The following is a 20,241-nucleotide window of genomic DNA, read 5'->3' as shown; positions in this document are numbered from 1 at the left end:
CGTCGTTTCAATCCTTGGTTAGATTCTATTGATGCGCTTTACAACCGTGGAACTGAATTTTTAATTCTTCAGCGGAAGTTACATAGCAATCATCCGTTTCTCCTTCGGCGATATAGTCCTTAGCGGAAAGCGGAGAAGATGACTGTTTTTTCACCTCTGATTCAGTTGAGCAGGAATAAATCCCGTTTATTACGAATAGTGCAATGGATAATATTTTTAACCGTTGAGTCATGATTCGAAGATACCCTAAAGACAATTCTTGCAAAATAGATAATATGCTTTTTGTTGCTTTCGTCGAATGAAATGTAAGTTTCGTCGATTGCTAAATGCTACTTCAACTTATTCTTTAAGTGAATTCCTGTGTAGTTTCCTTTTACTTGAACTAGTTCTTCCGGTGTGCCTGTAAATTCGATGTTTCCACCTTTATTGCCACCTTCTGGTCCAATATCAATAATCCAGTCTGCAGCTTTGATAACATCCATATTGTGTTCAATAACAATGATAGAATGCCCATCGTCGACTAATCGGTTGAAAGCAATCAATAATTTTTCAATATCGAAGAAGTGAAGTCCAGTTGTAGGCTCATCAAATATGAAAAGTGTTTTATTACTTTTTTGAGCACCTTTAATGAGGAAGGAAGCCAATTTTACGCGTTGAGCTTCACCACCACTTAAAGAACTACTGGATTGTCCCATTTGCAAATAACCCAATCCAACGTCTTCCAACGGTTGAATTTTCTGAATAATTTTCTCTTCTAACTTGTCGGTATTTTCTTTGAAGAATGCCAAAGCAGATGAAATATCCATATTTAGGATGTCTGAAATATTTTTGTCGCGGTAATGAACTTCCAAAGCTTCTTGTCGGTATCGGCTTCCTCCGCATGATTCACACAGCAAATGAACATCCGCCATAAATTGCATGCTGACAGTTACAACACCTTCACCTTCACACATTTCACAACGGCCACCTTCCACATTGAATGAAAAGAATCCTGGTTTGTATCCATTGTGTTTCGCTGCATTTTGACGCGAGAATAATTCACGAATATCATCAAATGCTTTGACATAAGTTACTGGGTTACTTCGAGAAGATTTTCCAATTGGATTTTGATCGATTAGTTCGATTTCTGCAATTGTAGATAAATCGCCATCAATGCGCTTCACATTTCCTTGATGATCTCCATATTGACCTAAGTATTTGCGAATTCCGGGATACAAAATTTCTTTTACAAGCGTAGATTTCCCTGAACCACTTACTCCAGTAACAGCAACAATTCTGTTGAGTGGAAAGTCAACAGAAACGTTTTTCAGATTGTGTTCCTTTGCGCCAACTACTGAAATTTTATTGGTTCCAATTCTCCGTTTCTTTGGAACAGGAATCTCTCTAACTCCTGTCAAATATTGTGTGGTAAGACTTGTATTGTTCTTTTTAAGTGCGTCGAATTTTCCTTGAAAAACAACTTCTCCACCAAATTTCCCAGCTGCGGGACCAATATCAATGATTTCATCAGCATGAATCATCATATCTTCTTCGTGCTCAACAACGATTACCGTATTACCGAGATCCCGCAACTTTTTCAAAACTCCGATTAATCGTTCAGTGTCTCGTGGATGCAAGCCGATACTTGGTTCATCTAAAATATACATTGATCCAACCAAACTACTTCCCAATGAAGTTGCTAAGTTGATTCGCTGCGATTCTCCTCCTGAAAGGGTGTTTGCAGCTCTGTTTAAAGTTAAATATCCCAATCCAACTTCACATAAAAAAGAAAGACGTTGCGTAATTTCCGGTAAAATTCGATTGGTAATTTTTAATTCTAAAGGATCAACTTCTAATGTTTGAAAAAAGTTCAAAGCATTTTCAACAGGCATCAAAACCAACTCTTTAATACTGATTCCACCAACTTTCACATAGTTTGCATCTTCTCTTAAACGCGTTCCATGACATTCTGGACAGCCAGTTTTCCCTCGGTATCGGGACAATAAAACACGATATTGAATTTTGTAGGATTGACTTTCAACAAATTTGAAGAATCCATTAATTCCTGCGAAGTATTTATTTCCATCCCACAAAAGTTGCAATTGTTCTTCCGTTAATTCTTCTACGGGTCTGTGAATCGGGAAATCAAATTTCCGTGCGCTTTGTATGAGTTCTTGTAAATATTCGCTCATTACATCGCCTTTCCAAGGAACAACTGCTCCTTCAAAAACACTTAAACTTGGATCTGGAATCACCAAATTAGGATCAACTCCGATGATAGAACCGTAGCCTTCACAGGTTTTACAAGCTCCAAAAGGATTATTAAATGTAAATAGGTGAGGAGATGGCTCTACGAAAGTCATATTATCTAATTCGAAGCGGTTGGAGAAAGTTCGAATCTCCATCGTTCCAGCATGAATAATGGAACAATCTCCATGACCTTCCATGAATGCAAGTTGAATAGAATCTCCCAATCGTCCAGAAAAATCGCTATCCATTTCTTGCGTAACAACTCGGTCTACAACAATCTGAATATTATCAGAAAATTTTAAATCGGTCGCTTTGAGATCTTCCAATTGCTTGAGCTCGTGATTGTGTAAAATGCGTACATATCCTTGTTCCTTGAGCAATTTCAATGTTTTTTCAATGCCGTATTTTTCCAAAGAAGGAAACGGAGCTGCAATTAACAGTCGAATGTCGTTTTCTAAAGTGGTGATATAATTAATGACATCTGTCACAGAATCTTTCTTGACCTCGTTTCCTGAAATAGGAGAGAAGGTTTTTCCAATTCGAGCAAAAAGAATTTTCAGGTAATCGTATATCTCTGTTGTTGTTCCAACGGTAGATCTTGGATTGTTTGTAATCACTTTTTGTTGAATCGCAATAGCTGGGGCAATTCCTTTGATAAAATCCGTTTCAGGTTTGTCTAATTTTCCTAAAAATTGACGTGCATAAGAAGACAAGCTTTCAATGTAACGTCTTTGTCCTTCTGCATAAAGCGTATCAAAAGCTAAAGATGATTTCCCGGAACCTGACAGTCCTGTAATCACAGTAAACTTTCCATGTTCGATTTTAACCTCTAAATTTTTTAAGTTGTTGACGCGTGCGCCTTTGATGTGAATGTATCTTTCAGACATGGTACAAATTTCGCAAATAATTACGAATGCCGAATTACGAATACCGAATTAAATTAGTGTTAGTTGATTTGACTCTAACTTCTGCTGATTTAACAAGTAATAAACGAGATTTTATTGCTGAACAAAGAATTTTAAATTGGAATTAGGTATTCGAAATTCGGAATTATTTATGATTTTTTTTGATTTTATTAGATAATGTTTTATCTTTCCAAAAATAATTCATAGAGCCTATAGAAAGAATTCTACTTTAAACTGTTATAAAACAACTGGTTAAACCTTAAGAGTAGAGTTATGGCTATGAAATTTCTAGACGATCAAGTCCTTATACATTATTATTTAGAAGGCGACGAAAAAGCATTCGAAGTTTTATTATTGCGTCATAAAGACAAAATATTTAGATCTATTTATCACAAATTGCGCGACCGAGAAATCGCTGAAGATATCTTTCAAGAAACGTTTGTAAAGATTATCCAAACATTGAAATTGGGTAATTACAATGAAGAAGGTAAATTTTTACCTTGGGCTATGCGTATTGCTCAGAACTTAGTTATTGATTATTTCCGCAAACAAGGACGTATGAAGATGATTAATGAGCGTAGTGCAAAGAGTGATGACTTCAATATTTTTTCAATCCTTAAAATGGATGAATTAAATATCGAACAAAGTATTTCCAAAGACGAATTGGAGTCACAAATGATTCAGTTGATTCAGCATTTGCCTGAAAGTCAAAAAGAAATTATCGAGAAACGTATTTTCCAAGATCTTTCATTTAAAGACATCGCTGAAGCAGAAAATATTTCAATCAATACAGCATTGGGAAGAATGCGCTATGCATTGATTAATTTGAGGAAATTAATCGAGAAGCACCAATTGGTGACAGATCTCGATTGATTTGTTAGCTACCATAACAAAATGAAGAATCCCGTTGAAAGACGGGATTTTTTTTGTGAGACTTCATTACTTACCCTGGTAACAGGTGGATAATCTTGCACTTATCCCTAAGAACTAAAATCCTTTATTAATCTGGCTTTTTTGATTTTGACTTCATCAGATTTATTGACTTTATTTTATACCTTTTGGTAAAAATCAGATGATTTATAACCAAGAGAATCAATGAAAAATTCACCTTCAATCATAAGAGGCTTTTACTTTTTACAATTTATTTATTTCGCTGGTTGAAACAATCCACTAATCGCGATGCGATTCCAAGAATTAATCGTTACAATCGCCATAATAATCTGTGCCAAATAATTATCATCAAACGTCTCACTTGCTTCTTTGTAAAGGTCTGTTGGAATTCCTTCTTGGTGGATTAACGTTACAGCATCAGTTAATGCCAAAACGATACGTTCTTCTTTGGTGTACAAATCACTCACTTCTCTCCAAGCATTCAATAAAACAATACGTTGTGTTGTTTCGCCGTGTTTCAATGCGTCTGTTGTGTGCATATCAATGCAAAATGCACAACCATTGATTTGTGAAGCCCGCAATTTGATTAATTCCTGATGTGTTTTTGTCAATGCGCTTTTCTCAATGTAACCCGCCAGACCGTACATTGCTTTTGTAGCTGCTGGTTCTGTCTCTAAAATGTTGATTCTATTTTCCATTTCTTTGTTTTTATATGATGAAACAAAGGTCAGGAACAAATAGTCCAAAAAACTTAAGCTGGTTTAAGAAATCAATTCTCTCTTTTGAAGTTTACTAAGATGAATGCTCTAAGTCGGAATTTTATCGATCTGTCGCTGTAACTCTCTTTTTCCGGAGTTCACTTAAATACTCTGGAGTAAGTCCTAAGAAAGAAGCAAGTAGATATTGAGGGATACGCTGTGCAAACTGAGGATAGGAATCATAAAAATGGAAAAAATAGTCTTCTTTGGAAAAAGTATATAGGTACTTGATACGCATTTGGTAGGCAGCAAAGGCACGCTGATAAACAAATCGAAAATACCTTTCCATAATAGGGAAGTCCTGGTATAATTTCTCCATGGATTGAGAATCAATTGTCAGGATTTCTGAGTTTTCAACAGCTTGAATACTAAATAATGCTTCCGCCTGAAGCTCGAAAGATCTGTTATCGGATAACCACCAAGTTTCTATAGCGAACTCGGTAGTCACTTCAACTCCCTTTTCATTTGTCATGAATTTCCGTAGACATCCTGTTAGTACAAAATATTGCCACCGACAAATTTTTCCTTCTTGCTGTAATATTTCCTTCTTGGAAACGTGAATCGTTTTGAAATAACTTAATATCGCTTCAAATTCTTCCTCCGAAACGGAGATGAATTTTTGAAGATGTTGCTTGAATATGTGTGACATATCTTAATGTTTCGCCTTTTTCTTATCCAATTTTCGTCCTTTGTATTTCGCTTTTGTAAGCTTCAAGGTATATTTCAGTGCTTTTTTACCTGAACTTATTTTTTGATGGCCAGGAATCACCGTTTTTACTTTGGGATATTTCTTAATCAGATTTTTCGCAGCAATGGGCCACATTCCAATATTTGCATCGGAGAGATTTCCCAAGTCTTTTGCTTCAATGGATTTCACGAAACAACCACCAACCAATATTTTTTCCTTTGGGAAGTATACCACAATATTGTCAGAAGAATGTCCAGCGCCAGGATAATAGGTTTCGAAAATCGTATTTCCAATTCGAAAGGTCGTATCTCCTTCAAATGTGTATTTCGCTTGCGGAAGATGGTTTTCGACACACAAATTTTTAGTCGCGTAAGTGCTGTAAGTTGAAATTCCTTTTTGATTATAATAATCGAGTCCTGCAGTTCTATCTTCGTGCCAGTGAGTCGAAACCACCAAAATAACTGATTGATGAAACTTGACTTTAATCGAATCGAGCAGGGGTTGAAATTGAAGTGAATCCCAAGGTGTATCAATCATCACAACTCCAAGGTCTGTAATCTTCAGGAATCCATGCGCCGAATAACGAACACTATCAAAAGTATGATAGGTTGAAAATACATAAGAACTATCCGATATTTTTTTAAAATCGAGCTGGGCATTTGAACCTATTGAAAAGAAACAAGCCAGTGAAAAAAGAAATGCTCTCATGATTATAAACTTACTCAATTATCTTCTTCTATTCAACCTTTTTTGGTGGTTTTCTTCGAGTTTTTTCCAGAAATAGGAAAGCTATAATTCTAAAAAACAGAAATTGTCTTCCGTGTACTTCCGTTCTCGTCTGTGGGATAAAAACACACCAAGGTATGTGGAAATAGATAAACAAAAAAGGCTCCTCAATTTGAGAAGCCTTCATCTATAAAATTCAAATCCGATTATGCAATCACTTTCGGTGCTGCAGCTAAAATATCAGCCGAAGTTTCCGTTGCATATTGCTCGAAGTTTTTAACGAATTGATCTGCCAAATTAGAAGCAGTTTTATCATAAGCAGCTCTGTCAGCCCAAGTTTGACGAGGGTTCAAAATCTCGCTTGGAACTTCTGGGCAAGAAGTAGGGAATGATAAATCAAATACAGGAAGTGTTTCAAATGATACGTTATCCAATTTTCCAGTAAGTGCAGCAGTAATCATCGCACGTGTGTAAGACAATTTCATTCTGCTTCCAACTCCGTAAGATCCACCTGACCAACCAGTGTTGATTAACCAAACTTTGATATCTGTTCCTTCTAATTTTTCACCCAATAATTTTGCGTATTTCGCAGGGTGAAGCGGTAAAAATGCTTTTCCAAAACAAGCGGAGAATGTTGTTGTTGGCTCAGTAATACCAACTTCAGTTCCAGCAACTTTTGCTGTGTAACCCGACATGAAATGATACATTGCTTGCTCTTTCGTTAAACGAGAGATTGGAGGCAATACACCAAATGCATCAGCTGTTAAGAAGAAAATGTTTTTTGGACCCGATCCAATAGATGGAGTCATGATATTGTCAATGAAATCAATTGGGTAAGAAACACGAGTGTTTTCTGTAATTGATCCATCTGTATAATCAGGAGTAGAAGTTCCTTCGTGGAAACCAATATTTTCTAAAATCGCACCGAATTTAATTGCATCATAAATTTGAGGCTCTTTTTCTTTCGATAAATCGATTGTTTTTGCGTAACAACCACCTTCGAAGTTGAATACTGTATTGTCTGACCAACCATGCTCATCATCACCAATTAAACGGCGATTCGGATCAGAAGACAAGGTTGTTTTTCCTGTTCCAGATAATCCGAAGAAAATGGCAGTATCTCCAGCTTCGCCTACGTTTGCGGAACAGTGCATAGAAAGTACATTCTTTTCGTGTGGTAATACGTAATTCAATACAGAGAAAATACCTTTTTTGATTTCACCTGTATATCCTGTACCACCAATAATGATCATTTTACGTGTGAAATTTAAAATAGCGAAGTTCGCCTGACGAGTTCCATCAATCGCTGGATCTGCTTTGAACCCTGGAGCACAAACAATGTTCCATTCAGCATCAAACTCTTCAATTTCAGCATCCGTTGGGCGCAAGAACATATTGTAAGCAAACATATTTGACCAAGGGAATTCAGTTGTCACACGGATGTTCATTCTGAATTTGTCATCAGCACACGCATAAGCATCACGAACATACATGTCTTTGTCAATCAAATAAGACTTCATGCGGTTGTATAATGCATCAAATTGCTCTGTAGAAACAGCAATATTTACATCCCCCCACCAAACACTGTTTTCAGTATTTGCATCGCGAACAACAAAGCGATCTTTTGGAGATCTACCAGTAAACTCACCTGTTTCAATTGCGATTGCGCCAGTGTCTGTTAAAACACCTTGACCTCCGATAATAGTATCCTCTACTAACTCAGCTGGTGTTAAATTCCAGAATACGTTACCGAGATTTTCTAATCCGATTGTTGCTTTCAAATCGGCATTTTTTCCTCGTTTACCAAATTCGTTCATAAAATGTCTTTATTGTTTCGCCTAATGGCTAACTTATTTTGGTGCAAAAGTACATGGATTCATCAAAAAACCAGTCTTTTTTCGCTATAAATATTAACAGAATAAGAACGAATTGTTTGCTTGATTCAGGCTATGGCTTTAAATATCAGCTTTTTGAATTAAATCAGGGGTTGATAACTTCTTATAACTAGGGAACCAAATTCCAATCTTTCGCTAGTTCATACGTACTGAAGAAATCGCCATCTTTCGCATATTTGGTTACTTCACCTCCTTGTTTTGGACTTGGTCCTGGATCAATCATTAAATAATGTCCCCATTTATCGGCTGTATAGAAAATAATGACGGAATTGTTTTTCGAATCTTTGTAATCTGTTCGCGTTATTTTGGGAGAATTTACATTGATATTCACATTTTTAGTGCTTTCTGAAACGACTTTAGTGACAGTTTTCCATTGTTTGAGCAAAACTTCGCCGTTTCCATAATTCACCACTTTGTCGTCATTTCCATGGATAATGATGAGTTGTGGGAACGCTCCTTTGTACAAGGAATCTTGCGAATAGATCTTTTGACGTAAATTCTCGTCACTAAAAACGGTTGGTTCGCGCATCTCTGAAAATGATTTCATAGGAGAGTCTACTTGTTTATATGCAGTTCCAGCCAAAATTGCTCCAGATTTAATGGTGTTTGGATAGCAAGCCATGTAATTCACGCTCATTGCAGCGCCAGCACTCACTCCGTAAATGTAAATGCGGGATTCATCTATTTGGTAAGTCGAAACGGCGTATTGAACCATTTCATGAATACTTGCAATCTCTCCCTTGTCTTTTTCTTGATCATTTTCCAAAAACCAGTTAAAGCATTTAATCATATTATTCACTCCACGTTGTTCAGGATAAAGGACATAGAATCCAAGATTGTCTGCCAGTTCGTTCCAACCTGAACTTCGCGCTATTTCATCCGCATCTTGATTACAGCCATGAAGAACCAATACTAAAGGAACTTGCTTCGTTGTTTTTTTAGCAGGTTCATGAATGTAAGCATTCAGATTTCCTTTGTTTTCGGTTATTTTCTCTGTGATATCACTTAATTGTGAAAACCCAACCAGCGGGAATAAGATTGCTATGACGATGTTTGCTCTTGCTTTCAAATGACTTGGTATTTTTTCATGATAAATGTTGCACTCTTGTTCTGACAAATACCATTCCGAAGTTTGTAATCAAAAAACAAATCGTTGTCTCGAATTTCTACTTCAAAGCATTTGTTCTTTAAATACGTCGGATGCAAATTTGTGGTTTCGCAAACTTCTAAATCATGTGTTGCAATCATTCCAAGGGCACCCAAACGAACCATTTGTTCAACGATTCCGATGGTTCCATTTTGCTTGTCATCCGAATTCGTTCCTCTCAAAATTTCGTCTAGAAGCACAAAAGCAGGACCATTTTTTAAATTGTCAATAATCAATTTTAAGCGTTTTACTTCCGAGAAAAAGTAGGAAGTACTTTCTTCCAAAGAATCGCTTAAACGCATGGATACAAGGAGAGGAAGTGGAGAGAAGTTTGCACTTTTTGCAGGAATAACCGAACCAGCATTGGATAAGATAATTCCAATTCCCAAGGTTCGCAAAAAGGTACTTTTACCTGACATATTGGATCCTGTTAAAATCACAAATCGCTCTTGACTAAAATCAATAGAATTGGAAACCCGGATTGATTTCGAAAGTAAAGGATGGCCTAATTCTTCAAAGAAAATGGATTCATTTTGTAAATTGGGAAATGTGTACTCTGGATTATTTACACTGAAATTACTGAATGAGAGTAAGCTTTCGATTTCTGCAATCTGCTCAATCCATTGATTGATAGATTCTCGGTGATTTTTTTTCCATTTCACCAATGATCTAAAAACGTGAACATGAAATTGAATGGTTCCGTTCAACATAAAAACAGCCATGCCATTGTTGATACTGTCCATATTTTCATAAATCCGAGATGATTCTTTCAATAAAGCACTTGCCGCTTGATTTTTAGAATGAACTTTCGAATGAATCTCTTGAAGTCTAGCAGATTTCCAAACCCGATTTTCAATGAGTTGAAGCATTTCACTGTAAGCTAAAAGAGCGGCTCCGATGCGTTCTGTTTTTCCAATTTCTTTCCTAATTTTTCCGGAAATAGCTCCAAAGAGAAGCATGTTTGCGGTGAAAAGAAATACTCCAACGTTAAACCAATACACTTTTCCTGTTTGCCAAAGAAGAATCATACTTGTTAATCCGAGAGCAGGAATGATAAACGCTAGAATAATGGCTAGAATTGAAATAGATTGCTTGGAATCTTGCCAATGATCGATGTAATTTCTGATTTCTTGGCTGTCTTTTCCCAATCGTGCATAGACTTGAAACGCTTGTCTCCATTCTAAATCTTCTGAAATTTCTTGGATTGCTTCTTGCGTCTTGTTTAACGATTCTTTACTTTGAGTTTGAAGCAATGACTGAGCGAGTTTTTCGCTTCCGATCACAGTAGATGTTCTGTTTAAATGCTGGAACAAGGAATGAGGCCCGAATAGATCAATATCAAACGAATAAGGATGTTTGGTGTCTAAAAATTCATTTCCATCTTCGTAATAGGGTTTCGATTCATCGATAAATGCTCGTTCAGAATTGTTTAACCACAAATAAGTCAAAGCAACTTGACGTTTTCGTTTTGTTTTGAAATGAATATTGATCAAATAGGAAAAGAGACCCAAGGAGAGAATGGCACCAATTAGAAATGGAATTCCATTTTCATCTCTTGAAAAGTAAAAGCAGGTTGCTGAAATTACTAGAACAATTAATCTCGACCAACCAATGAGCTGAAGTTTTTTATTGAGTTGATTTACAGTAACTTTGTAAGTTGCAGCACGTTCGTTGTAATTTGGAATCATATAGTTGCTAATTTTTTCAATTCAGTGATTGCTTCTCGGATATTTTTCCACACATCGCTGATTGATGCATCCATCATATAACATGGAGCAGTGATGATTTTATTGACTTTATCCACGTGGATTTCGTGTATGGTTTTGTAAGTCGTTTCTGCGCCCGTTTTTTGCAATCCTTGAGAAAATGCTTCTATATCATAAGGAGAAGATTCTGTAGTTGTGCCTAAAGTCAAAGATGGATGAATAGTTGAACCTTCTAGTGCTTTGGCAACAACAACTGGACTCACGCATAAAGCTGCAATTGGTTTTCCAATATTTACAAGGTTTACAATTAATAACTTCACTTCGGGTAAAATAGTTCCATCTGGACCGTCAAAAGCCCATTTGGTGAAGTTTTTAGCGCTACCAAATCCACCTGGAATAATTAATGCATCAATATCTCGTGGTTGAATATCTTGAATGGGAACAATGTTTCCCCGCGCAATTCTTGCAGCTTCCACAAGCATATTACGAGATTCGTTCATTGGCTCTCCTGTTAGGTGATTGATTACATGAAATTGATCGGCATTTACACCAATACATGTATAAGAATCGCCCAACTCGGATACGGCTAACATACTCAATACAGCTTCCTGAATTTCTGCACCATCATAAACACCACAGCCAGAAAGTAAAATTCCAAAATTCATTTTTATACTTGTTTTATAATTTAGTTGATAAGAGGAAATTTTTTAAGCCTTTGCGCTCTTTCACTCTTTGCGGTTCAATATTTCTGTTCTATTTACAGCAAAGAAAAGAAGGCTGCAGAGATTACTTAACTCCTCTTCCTCTTGTTTTTTTTATCTTCTTTCCTCAAAAATACGATTCTCCTTCTATTTAGTATCTTTGTTCTGATGGACAAACCAATAATTTTTTATGATGGAGATTGCGGATTTTGCAATAAAACGGTTCAGTTTGTTCTGAATAAGGAGAAAAATTCTGAAATCCATTTTTGTGCACTTCAAAATGATTTTGCAAAAGTATTTTTCAAGGACTTAGGAATAACTGAAATTGATCTGTCAACATTTTATTTTTGGGACGGAAATAAATTGAATAAACGCTCCACAGCAGCGCTTAAGGTTTTGAATTATTTGCGTTTTCCATTCACTTTGGGAAAGGTAGGCTGGATTTGTCCACGATTCATTCGGGATGGAATTTACAGCATGATTGCTAAAAGAAGAATGCGATTGGCCCCAAGTTTTTGTGCTTTGCCAACTCCTTCACAAGCAAAACGCTTTTTGTCTCAAAAAGTGAGTTGATTTTTATTTTCACTTTAGACGTGGCAAATAAAACCAGTTGTTAAAATATTGATCAACTTTTGGGTGGATTCTGTTAATATCATTCTTTCATTATGTCTTCTAAAGGGAATTCTTTCGCTATTTTTGTTTCATGAGAATATCTGCTTCGATTTATTCGGATAAGAAACGGGACCTGTCGGAAACAATTCAAGATTTAGCTGCACATCATGTCGATTTGCTACATGTTGATTGCAATGACAATCCAAGTGTTTTTGATGATATACGCCAAATTCGATCGTGGTGTAATATTCCAATCGACTTGCATATTATTACCAAAAATCCTTCGAAATATTATGATTTATTGAGAGAGGTTCCAGTTGAATACGTTACTTTTCAATTAGAAGATTTGGAAGAAGAATTGGTTATTCCTTCAGATATCACAGGAAAAAAAGGATTGGGAATTATCACTCCAACTTCTGTTGAGTCATTTGATAAATACGGCAATTTTGATTTCATTCTGATGATGGCAACTGTTCCAGGTCAAAGTGGAGGTGTTTTTGATGCGGTTAATTTTAAGAAAATTCGTGATTTTCAACACAAATATCCTTCAAAATCAGTTCATGTAGATGGCGGAGTAAATGGAGAAGTTTCATTTATTCTGAGAAATATGGGAGTTCATACTTCCGTTTCTGGATCCTATTTATTCAATGCTCCAAGTGTTGGACATGCGTTGATGGATTTGACCAAACGAAATGTAGATTCTCAGTTTGTGGTGAAAGATTTCATGATTCCATTGTCAGAATCTCCTGTAATTGATGAAAACTCTTCGGTATTGGAAGTTTTAAATGCAGTTGAAGATGGTAAATTAGGATTTGCCTTGGTAATCAACAAATCAGCTGATTTAAAAGGATTGATTTCCAATGCTGATATTCGCAAAAGCCTGATCCGTACAAAAGGGAATCTCAACCAAGAAAGTATTTCTGAAATCATGAACGGGAAACCATTGGTGATTCAAGAAACAGCAACCGTAAACGACTTACTACAACAAATCAAAAAATATTCGTTCCCAATTCTTTATTTGCCAGTTGTTGATAGTGGGAATAAAGCAAAAGGGATTTTAACATTCGTAAACCTGATTAAAGGGGAAATATGATCATTCATTTAAAAAAATCAGTCAATTCAACTGATGCAGCAAAATTAGCGGCGGAAAACAAAGCGTTTCACTTGGTTTCTCAAGGAGTAAATGTTCTTGTAACGGGTTCAGGTGTAAAGGAGATTCCTGCTGGACTTGAGAATTTCACAGACGAGCATTGGGTATTTCCAAACGATATGCAATTGGCATCTCGGGATTACCGTTCAGAAACGAGAGAAGTAAAGATTGGTAATGTAACCGTAGGTGGAAAATCTGGAAATACCATTGTAATTTCTGGACCATGTTCTGTTGAATCTGAAGAGCAAATCAGAGAATCTTCTGAATTATTGAAGTCTTTAGGCTTGACATCGCTTCGTGGAGGTTGTTACAAGCCAAGGACAAGTCCGTATAGTTTCCAAGGATTGGGATTGGAAGGATTAAAATTGCTTTCGAAAATGCGTGAAGAATACGGTTTTTCAGTGGTTACGGAAGCGAGAGATGCAACACATATTGATGAAATTATTGAACACGCAGATGTGATCCAGGTTGGAGCAAAAGCAATGTACGATCAAGGAATTTTACGTGCTTGTTCGAAAACTCAAAAAACCGTTTTAATTAAACGAGGTTTTGGATCCACTTTACAAGAGTTTGTTCAGGCGGCTGAATTTGTGCTTTCAGGCGGAAATGAAAATGTAGTTCTATGTGAAAGAGGAATCAGAACGTTTGAAACTGGAACGCGATTTACCTTGGATTTGTGTGGAGTAGAATGGTTGAAACATTACACGAATCTTCCCGTGATTTTGGATCCAAGCCATGCAATGGGTTATGCTTACGGTGTGGCTGGATTGTCACGAGCTTGTATCGCTTTAGGGGTAAATGGATTGTTGGTGGAAGTTCACCCAAATCCTAAAGTTGCTAAGTCTGATGCTTCTCAGCAGTTGAATCACGAAGAATTCAAGCAATTATTACAAACTCTCAGTCCAATTGCTTCAAGCGTTGGCTATAAAATGGTGTAATCTTGTTTTTAGAGCAAAATATAAAAGGCCTTTGTGCCAAGTTCGGCGTTGATTTTTATGAAATGCTGAAAGATTTTGATGTCGATGGGGTCACTGAATTGTCTATTCTAGATTTGGAGGCTGTTGCTGAAGAATATGAAGTGGATTTCTATTCTTTGTTGTTCAAACCATTGTTTGTCTTTGATCATTTAAAATCGAAAATCGAAAAAATCAAATTATTGATTTTGGATGTTGATGGTGTTATGACGGATGCTGGGATGTATTTTGCAGAATCTGGTGATCAGATGAAAAAATACAATGCCAAAGATGGAATGGGTATCATGAAAGCTCAGGAAAAAGGATTGTTATGTGCAATTATTTCATCTGCATTTACGGATAAAATGGTTTTGAATAGAGCTGAAGTCCTAAATATCAAACATGTTTATGTTGGTCGGGATCAGAAAATAACGATTCTAAGACAATGGTGTGAAGAATTATCCATTTCTTTGAGCCAAGTAGCAATGATTGGCGACGATATTAATGACTTATCAATCATGCGTGAAATAGGATTGAGCGCTTGTCCCAAAGATGCAGTTCAAGAAGTGAAAAAGGAAGTAGATATTGTATTAACAAAAAATGGTGGAGCTGGAGTTGTAAGAGAATTTATTGATAATTTTCTACTTTCAGAACCATTAAAAGAATATTAAATAAAGAAACATGAATCAAGTGAAATTAGGCATCATCAGAGAAGGAAAAACACCTCCTGATAAGCGAGTTCCACTCACGCCAAAGCAGTGTAAGTTGGTTGAGATGAAGTTTCCTCAGGTTAAAGTTTTTGTGCAAGAAAGCGAAGTTCGTGCTTTCAAGGATGAAGAATACAGTGCAGAAGGAATTGAAGTGGTGAAGGATTTGTCGGATTGCGATATAATCATGGGAGTGAAGGAAGTGAATATTTCAGATTTAATTCCACAGAAAAAGTTCCTATTCTTTTCGCATACCATCAAGAAGCAACCGTATAATCGAAATTTACTCCGTGCAATCTTAGAAAAGAAAATCCAATTGATTGATTACGAAGTTCTGAAATCAAAAGAGAACAAGCGTATTATTGGTTTTGGTCGCTATGCAGGTATTGTAGGAGCTTACAATGGGATTCGTGCATATGGTGAGAAAACGGGTAGCTTCCAGTTAAAACCAGCTCACGAATGTACTGGAAGAAAAGAAATGGAGGAAGAATTACAACATGTAGATTTCCCTTCAGATATGAAATTGGTATTGACAGGTTTTGGGAGAGTAGGATATGGAGCACGAGAAATCATGGACTTATTGCCATTTACAGAAGTTAGCCCAGATGAATTCCTAGCTGAAAAATTTGAAACTCCTGTTTTTACACATTTAGAAATCGAAGACTACTATCGACGAAAAGATGGGAAACCATTTAGTAAAGCTGAGTTCTACAGTACTCCTGAAATCTATGAATCAAGCTTTACGCGTTATTCTGAAGCGGCAGATATCTACATTGCATGTCATTTCTGGAGTAATAAATCTCCGTTTATTTTAACAGCAGATGATTTGAAATCTTCTAAAAATAAGATTCAAGTAGTTGCGGATGTTTCTTGTGATATCCAAGGACCAATTGCATCAACTTTACGCCCTTCTAAAATTGCAGACCCATTTTATGGATACGATCCAAAAACAGGAGAGGAATGTGATTGGAAAGCAACTGGATCGATTACAGTGATGGCGGTAGATAATTTACCTTGCGAATTGCCAAAAGATGCTTCGGAGGATTTTGGAAATGAATTAATTAAATCTGTTTTTCCTCATTTGTTTGGAGATGATCCAGACAATATCATTGGAAGAGGATCTGAAACTGATTTGAATGGAAACCTTACAACTTATTTTGCATATCTGAATGATTATGTAAATCAAGTGACAGCTTAAAAACCACCTATGACAATACAAAAAGGCGACAAGAAAGTAATTAGAGGTTGGGTCATGTATGATTGGGCAAACTCAGTTTACAATTTAGTTATTTCTTCTGCAATTTTCCCCATTTTCTATGATACGGTTACTACTAAACAATATTTGTCAGAGAAAGCAGAAAATGCAGGAAAAGCCTGGGCAGATTTAGATCCTTCTCAGCTTGCAAAAGGAGAAGAAGTCATGGTAGACTTTTTCGGAATGCATATTCCAAACTCTGCTTTGATGAGTTTTGTACTTTCCGCGTCTTTTTTGCTTGTTTCTTTTTCATCTCCGCTTTTATCTGGTGTTGCAGATTATCGAGGAAATAAAAAACGCTTCTTGCAATTTTTCTGCTACCTCGGTGCTATTTCTTGTATGTCTCTTTACTTCTTTACAGATTTGATGCGTTCGGGGTGGATGGAAATAGGTATGTTATCTCTTTTCTTTGCGAGTATCGGTTTTTGGAACAGTTTGGTTTTTTACAATTCGTATCTTCCCGAAATTGCTCCCAAGAAAGATTTGGATAAAATTTCTGCTCGTGGATTTACTATGGGTTATTTAGGTTCAATGATCCTTTTAATAATTTGTTTGGTTCTAATTAAAACACAAGATTTTCCAGTTCAATATTGTTTTTTACTTGTTGGACTTTGGTGGGTCGGTTTCTCTCAATTTACGTATCGTGTTTTGCCAAACACCTCTTCTCCAAGAGTTCTAGAAAAAGGGTATATCTGGAAAGGGTTTAAAGAACTGAGAACTGTTTTTGGGGAGTTTCGTAAAACAAAGCGATTGAAAAGGTATTTAACTTCTTTTTTCTTTTTCAATACAGGTGTTCAAACGGTTATGTTGATGGCTACTTTCTTTGCTAAGAAGGAAATTTCATGGCCAGTTGTAGATGGTAAAGTAGATGATAGTGGTTTGATTATTGCCATTTTATTGATTCAATTATTGGGTGCGGCAGGAGCATTTGTCATGTCTCGTTTATCGGGTAAAATCGGAAATATTAAAACGCTCGGAATTTCCATCGTTATTTGGTTAGGAGTTTGTGCTGCAGCATTTGTTATTGAAACACCAGTTCAGTTCTACGGATTAGCTTGTGCAGTTGGAATTGTAATGGGTGGAGTTCAAGCATTGGCTCGATCAACGTATTCGAAATATTTACCTGAAACAGAGGATAATGCCAGTTATTTTTCGTTTTATGATGCAACAGAGAAAATTGGAATTGTAACAGGTACCCTTTTCTTCGGACTGATGGAAATTGGTTTCGAATCTATCCGTTATTCAGTTGTTTCGGTGGCCTTTTTCTTCATTATTGGACTATTATTGTTATTCCGAATTCCAAAAGAAGAACGCAGTGGTTTAGATGCGGTTTATGATTAATGGGTATGCTTAGTGTGTCCAAAGCGTCTCTTTTATTTTAATTATAAGTAATTCGTAATTCGTATCCCGATAGCTATCGGGACGTAATTCGTAATTTATTTCACCAATACCCTCAATGTTTCACTTCCTTTTGAATTACTGATGCGAAGCATATAAACTCCAGATTCCTGTTTTAAATCGAAAGAAATTGATTCTTCATTCGTTTCCTTGAGTTGGATTGATTTTCCTTGTAAATCAGATAATTCTAAGGTATTCAGTCCATTTAATCCCACGACTTGGAATGTTCCGTTGTTGGGATTTGGAAATATTTGAATATCAGAGCTTTTAGAGATTGTCGAAATAATGGAAGAATAGCGATTACTTCCATCTAAGTCTACCATTTTTAAGCGGTAATAAGAAGTTCCTGTTAAGGGCATTAAATCATTAAATTGATACGAGAGAACTTTGGATGAATTACCCGCTGCTTGAATAATTTCAATCGTTTCAAATTCGCTTCCATTTTCTGAGCGCTCAATGTTAAAGTGATTACTGTTCTTTTCACTTTCAGTTTCCCAAAATAGTTCAACACTAGTTTCTTTGGACAGTGCTCTTAAATTGATGAGTTGAACTGGGAGTGAGCTATTACAATTATCAATATCGATTTGTGCTACAGTTACGCAGATTGTTCTTCCACAATCTAAGCATTGATTAGGAGAACTAGGCGTATAGCCAGTTAAGAAATACTCACCTGCGATTGTGATTGGATTAGAACCAGTTGATCCTCCATCGATTGTTTCTGAAAACCCTCCAGGTCCTGTGATACTAATGGTTGAAGCTCCTGTAAAGCTACTTGTTGAACAATAGTTAACATCAGCGGTGAAAACCAAATTAGGACCGCTACAAATAACGTAGTTGGCTGCGCTTGGCAAAGCAGTAGGAATAGCAATTGGAGCAAAAGTGGGTCCATTGAAATAATGACTACACGAAGTTGCTCCATAGAATGTCCAAGATTGTCCGATTGTATTTGTGGCCAATTGGTAAAACCCTCTAGAAAATTGAGTAGGTAAAGATCCCGATCTGAATGAATAACCATTGCATCCAGCATTCAAATCGAGACTTCCTCCGCAATTTGAATACAGCGTTGCAGTATGTCTCCAACCAATAGCTGCTGTTTTTCCAGCTGCAGTTACTTTGGTCATACCAAGTGATTGAGGAGTTGTTTCTTTGTAGTAAGCTAATGATATTCCAGTAGTTTCCCAATCAGTTATACACTCATAAACTGCTGCTGAAGAATTATTATTGGCCTGCCAGTCAATACATTGTTGATCACCTCCTTCCGCATTACACAAATCATAATTGGTCGAAAAATTGGATCCAGAGGCATTGTTTGATCCAAAAGTGCTGTTCTGAGAATTAAAAATTTCAACGCCTCGCTCAGCTTGATTCACACTTCGCTTCACTGTTCCGAAAGCAGTGGTCTGTGTTGTTGCAGTACTTGATCCAACGCCATCATCGTTGTTGTCTGGGCCGTATCCACACATATTCGAAAAAGAAATTCCACAAGGAATCATTTCATTTCCAGAAGTAATTACTGGATAATCAATAGCTAAGTAGCGCCCAGGATTAGTAGCTGTAGCAGTCACATTACAGCTTACAGATTGAGCATATCTAATTCTAAATTTGAAGTTTGATGTAAAGTAAGTATTGCTAACCATGATTCCAGAAGCTGCTGTTGATCCTGTTGCAGCTGTGTAGAAATTTCCAGGAGAGGTAGCTGATTTAAAAACAGTCAAACAAACGCGTGACCAAGAACTTCCTGTCAGCCACATAGTATTTGTAGAGTTGTTTGTACACATATCTATGTTGGATGAATTGAGATCCATTTGCATAATTTGTGTCCAGTTTGTTCCTCCATTGGAAGAAAAATCTAAAAATGCAACGTTTCCTGTACAAGAACCCCATCCGTTTGTTTGTCCGCAAGATGATTCTGAAGGAAATAACCAGAACTGAACTTTAAAACCTTCTACGGCTGACATATTAAAGGTTGGCGAAACAAGTGTTGGACTACCTTGTCCTCTAAGAACGGCATAACTCAAGTTTTGAGCCACATTTGCTCGTCCATCAAAGTTTGCTCCCAGTTTTCCATTTGCTCCACTACTAGCATTAACAGCAACACTATTTGCTAAGTTTCCAATACAAAAACCGTTTGTTGAAGTACAACCTCCAGTACAGTTGGGTTGAATCAACCCTGCTTTCGCACCATAAGTATCTGTTGCTGGTAATGCACCAGCCGTTGTAGAGGTTGGTGCACCTGCAAAGGCCCAGCCAGTTGGAAGACCTGCTGTTGTCCAAGTAGTAGTTCCAACAAAATCAAAAGCTTGGCGTATTCCTGTAGCTCCCTCAAAAGAAGTTGGTTGTGCACATGGACTCGTGCAAGTTGCAGTATGAGAAATATCAGAGGGGCAATTTAAGGTTGTTTCTCCAGCATCAGCAATGCCATTTCCACAAGTGGGACATTGAGCGATTAAAAAAAATGGAGATAATAGAAATAGGATGAAGAACGCAGTAGTAATTTTCATAGGAGAGTGTGTAGTAATC

General features: G+C 36.7%; 17 protein-coding genes. 7 read left to right on the top strand and 10 right to left on the bottom strand.

Features of this window, described 5'->3' with window-relative positions; genetic code table 11:
• Window positions 1-25: 25 nt before the first annotated feature.
• The gene (locus FLUTA_RS18135; protein ID WP_043023930.1) at window positions 26-232 is read right to left on the bottom strand and encodes a hypothetical protein; all 207 of its coding nucleotides are present in this window, start codon (window positions 230-232) and stop codon (window positions 26-28) included.
• Window positions 233-329: 97 nt separating this feature from the next.
• A complete protein-coding gene (uvrA, locus tag FLUTA_RS18130) occupies window positions 330-3,116 on the bottom strand; it encodes an excinuclease ABC subunit UvrA (RefSeq protein ID WP_013688366.1) in 2,787 nt (928 codons plus the stop codon).
• A 291-nt stretch (window positions 3,117-3,407) separates the two neighbouring features.
• Here uvrA and FLUTA_RS18125 point away from each other — a divergent pair, with 291 nt between their 5' ends.
• A complete protein-coding gene (locus tag FLUTA_RS18125) occupies window positions 3,408-4,007 on the top strand; it encodes an RNA polymerase sigma factor (RefSeq protein WP_013688364.1) in 600 nt (199 codons plus the stop codon).
• Between the two features lie 272 nt (window positions 4,008-4,279).
• Here FLUTA_RS18125 and FLUTA_RS18120 read toward each other — a convergent pair whose 3' ends face one another.
• The 7 genes from FLUTA_RS18120 to elbB form a co-directional block, all read right to left on the bottom strand.
• Window positions 4,280-4,723 (bottom strand): carboxymuconolactone decarboxylase family protein, encoded by a 444-nt coding sequence (locus FLUTA_RS18120; RefSeq protein WP_013688363.1) that lies wholly within the window; start codon window positions 4,721-4,723, stop codon window positions 4,280-4,282.
• Window positions 4,724-4,844: 121 nt separating this feature from the next.
• On the bottom strand, window positions 4,845-5,432 hold the full coding sequence (locus FLUTA_RS18115; protein WP_013688362.1) for a Crp/Fnr family transcriptional regulator: 588 nt from the start codon (window positions 5,430-5,432) through the stop codon (window positions 4,845-4,847).
• 3 nt (window positions 5,433-5,435) lie between these two features.
• Window positions 5,436-6,179, bottom strand: coding sequence for a subclass B1 metallo-beta-lactamase (bla, locus tag FLUTA_RS18110; protein ID WP_013688361.1), 744 nt, complete (start codon window positions 6,177-6,179; stop codon window positions 5,436-5,438).
• Window positions 6,180-6,403: 224 nt separating this feature from the next.
• Window positions 6,404-8,014, bottom strand: coding sequence for a phosphoenolpyruvate carboxykinase (ATP) (gene pckA, locus FLUTA_RS18105; RefSeq protein WP_013688360.1), 1,611 nt, complete (start codon window positions 8,012-8,014; stop codon window positions 6,404-6,406).
• A gap of 187 nt (window positions 8,015-8,201) precedes the next feature.
• On the bottom strand, window positions 8,202-9,161 hold the full coding sequence (locus FLUTA_RS21025; protein WP_013688359.1) for an extracellular catalytic domain type 1 short-chain-length polyhydroxyalkanoate depolymerase: 960 nt from the start codon (window positions 9,159-9,161) through the stop codon (window positions 8,202-8,204).
• The gene (locus FLUTA_RS18095) at window positions 9,158-10,927 is read right to left on the bottom strand and encodes a MutS-related protein (protein WP_013688358.1); all 1,770 of its coding nucleotides are present in this window, start codon (window positions 10,925-10,927) and stop codon (window positions 9,158-9,160) included. The genes FLUTA_RS21025 and FLUTA_RS18095 overlap by 4 nt, the downstream gene beginning before the upstream one ends.
• Window positions 10,924-11,610, bottom strand: a complete 687-nt coding sequence (elbB, locus tag FLUTA_RS18090) for an isoprenoid biosynthesis glyoxalase ElbB (RefSeq protein ID WP_013688357.1) — start codon at window positions 11,608-11,610, stop codon at window positions 10,924-10,926. The genes FLUTA_RS18095 and elbB overlap by 4 nt, the downstream gene beginning before the upstream one ends.
• Before the next feature lie 204 nt (window positions 11,611-11,814).
• On the opposite strand from elbB, the gene FLUTA_RS18085 reads away from it, so the two are divergent.
• The 6 genes from FLUTA_RS18085 to FLUTA_RS18060 all read left to right on the top strand — a co-directional run bounded on the left by FLUTA_RS18085 (window position 11,815) and on the right by FLUTA_RS18060 (window position 17,664).
• The gene (locus FLUTA_RS18085) at window positions 11,815-12,219 is read left to right on the top strand and encodes a thiol-disulfide oxidoreductase DCC family protein (protein ID WP_013688356.1); all 405 of its coding nucleotides are present in this window, start codon (window positions 11,815-11,817) and stop codon (window positions 12,217-12,219) included.
• A 130-nt stretch (window positions 12,220-12,349) separates the two neighbouring features.
• On the top strand, window positions 12,350-13,351 hold the full coding sequence (locus FLUTA_RS18080) for a CBS domain-containing protein (protein WP_013688355.1): 1,002 nt from the start codon (window positions 12,350-12,352) through the stop codon (window positions 13,349-13,351).
• Window positions 13,348-14,346 (top strand): 3-deoxy-7-phosphoheptulonate synthase, encoded by a 999-nt coding sequence (gene aroF, locus FLUTA_RS18075; RefSeq protein ID WP_013688354.1) that lies wholly within the window; start codon window positions 13,348-13,350, stop codon window positions 14,344-14,346. Before FLUTA_RS18080 ends, aroF begins: the two co-directional genes overlap by 4 nt.
• 62 nt (window positions 14,347-14,408) lie before the next feature.
• Window positions 14,409-15,032, top strand: a complete 624-nt coding sequence (locus tag FLUTA_RS18070) for a KdsC family phosphatase (protein WP_148235469.1) — start codon at window positions 14,409-14,411, stop codon at window positions 15,030-15,032.
• 10 nt (window positions 15,033-15,042) lie between these two features.
• Window positions 15,043-16,266: an NAD(P)-dependent oxidoreductase gene (locus FLUTA_RS18065; protein ID WP_013688352.1), complete on the top strand. Its 1,224-nt coding sequence runs from the start codon at window positions 15,043-15,045 to the stop codon at window positions 16,264-16,266.
• Between the two features lie 9 nt (window positions 16,267-16,275).
• Window positions 16,276-17,664, top strand: a complete 1,389-nt coding sequence (locus FLUTA_RS18060; protein WP_013688351.1) for an MFS transporter — start codon at window positions 16,276-16,278, stop codon at window positions 17,662-17,664.
• Between the two features lie 95 nt (window positions 17,665-17,759).
• Here FLUTA_RS18060 and FLUTA_RS18055 read toward each other — a convergent pair whose 3' ends face one another.
• Window positions 17,760-20,222, bottom strand: a complete 2,463-nt coding sequence (locus tag FLUTA_RS18055; RefSeq protein ID WP_013688350.1) for a T9SS type A sorting domain-containing protein — start codon at window positions 20,220-20,222, stop codon at window positions 17,760-17,762.
• Window positions 20,223-20,241: the final 19 nt, after the last annotated feature.

This window comes from Fluviicola taffensis DSM 16823 (genome assembly GCF_000194605.1).
In the GTDB taxonomy this organism is placed as follows: Bacteria; Bacteroidota; Bacteroidia; order Flavobacteriales_D; family Crocinitomicaceae; genus Fluviicola; species Fluviicola taffensis.
The sequence above is the reverse complement of the archived record's forward strand: the minus strand, read 5'-3'. Positions and strand labels throughout refer to the sequence as shown.

What these genes read in the sequence shown, in the direction of transcription:
- pckA (WP_013688360.1), bottom strand. Translation starts at nt 8,014, where the DNA reads ATGAACGAATTTGGTAAACGAGGAAAAAATGCCGATTTGAAAGCAACA.
- FLUTA_RS18135 (WP_043023930.1), bottom strand. Translation starts at nt 232, where the DNA reads ATGACTCAACGGTTAAAAATATTATCCATTGCACTATTCGTAATAAAC.
- FLUTA_RS18125 (WP_013688364.1), top strand. Translation starts at nt 3,408, where the DNA reads ATGGCTATGAAATTTCTAGACGATCAAGTCCTTATACATTATTATTTA.
- elbB (WP_013688357.1), bottom strand. Translation starts at nt 11,610, where the DNA reads ATGAATTTTGGAATTTTACTTTCTGGCTGTGGTGTTTATGATGGTGCA.
- FLUTA_RS18115 (WP_013688362.1), bottom strand. Translation starts at nt 5,432, where the DNA reads ATGTCACACATATTCAAGCAACATCTTCAAAAATTCATCTCCGTTTCG.
- FLUTA_RS18085 (WP_013688356.1), top strand. Translation starts at nt 11,815, where the DNA reads ATGGACAAACCAATAATTTTTTATGATGGAGATTGCGGATTTTGCAAT.
- FLUTA_RS18070 (WP_148235469.1), top strand. Translation starts at nt 14,409, where the DNA reads ATGCTGAAAGATTTTGATGTCGATGGGGTCACTGAATTGTCTATTCTA.
- FLUTA_RS18120 (WP_013688363.1), bottom strand. Translation starts at nt 4,723, where the DNA reads ATGGAAAATAGAATCAACATTTTAGAGACAGAACCAGCAGCTACAAAA.
- bla (WP_013688361.1), bottom strand. Translation starts at nt 6,179, where the DNA reads ATGAGAGCATTTCTTTTTTCACTGGCTTGTTTCTTTTCAATAGGTTCA.
- uvrA (WP_013688366.1), bottom strand. Translation starts at nt 3,116, where the DNA reads ATGTCTGAAAGATACATTCACATCAAAGGCGCACGCGTCAACAACTTA.
- FLUTA_RS18055 (WP_013688350.1), bottom strand. Translation starts at nt 20,222, where the DNA reads ATGAAAATTACTACTGCGTTCTTCATCCTATTTCTATTATCTCCATTT.
- aroF (WP_013688354.1), top strand. Translation starts at nt 13,348, where the DNA reads ATGATCATTCATTTAAAAAAATCAGTCAATTCAACTGATGCAGCAAAA.
- FLUTA_RS18065 (WP_013688352.1), top strand. Translation starts at nt 15,043, where the DNA reads ATGAATCAAGTGAAATTAGGCATCATCAGAGAAGGAAAAACACCTCCT.
- FLUTA_RS18095 (WP_013688358.1), bottom strand. Translation starts at nt 10,927, where the DNA reads ATGATTCCAAATTACAACGAACGTGCTGCAACTTACAAAGTTACTGTA.
- FLUTA_RS18060 (WP_013688351.1), top strand. Translation starts at nt 16,276, where the DNA reads ATGACAATACAAAAAGGCGACAAGAAAGTAATTAGAGGTTGGGTCATG.
- FLUTA_RS18080 (WP_013688355.1), top strand. Translation starts at nt 12,350, where the DNA reads ATGAGAATATCTGCTTCGATTTATTCGGATAAGAAACGGGACCTGTCG.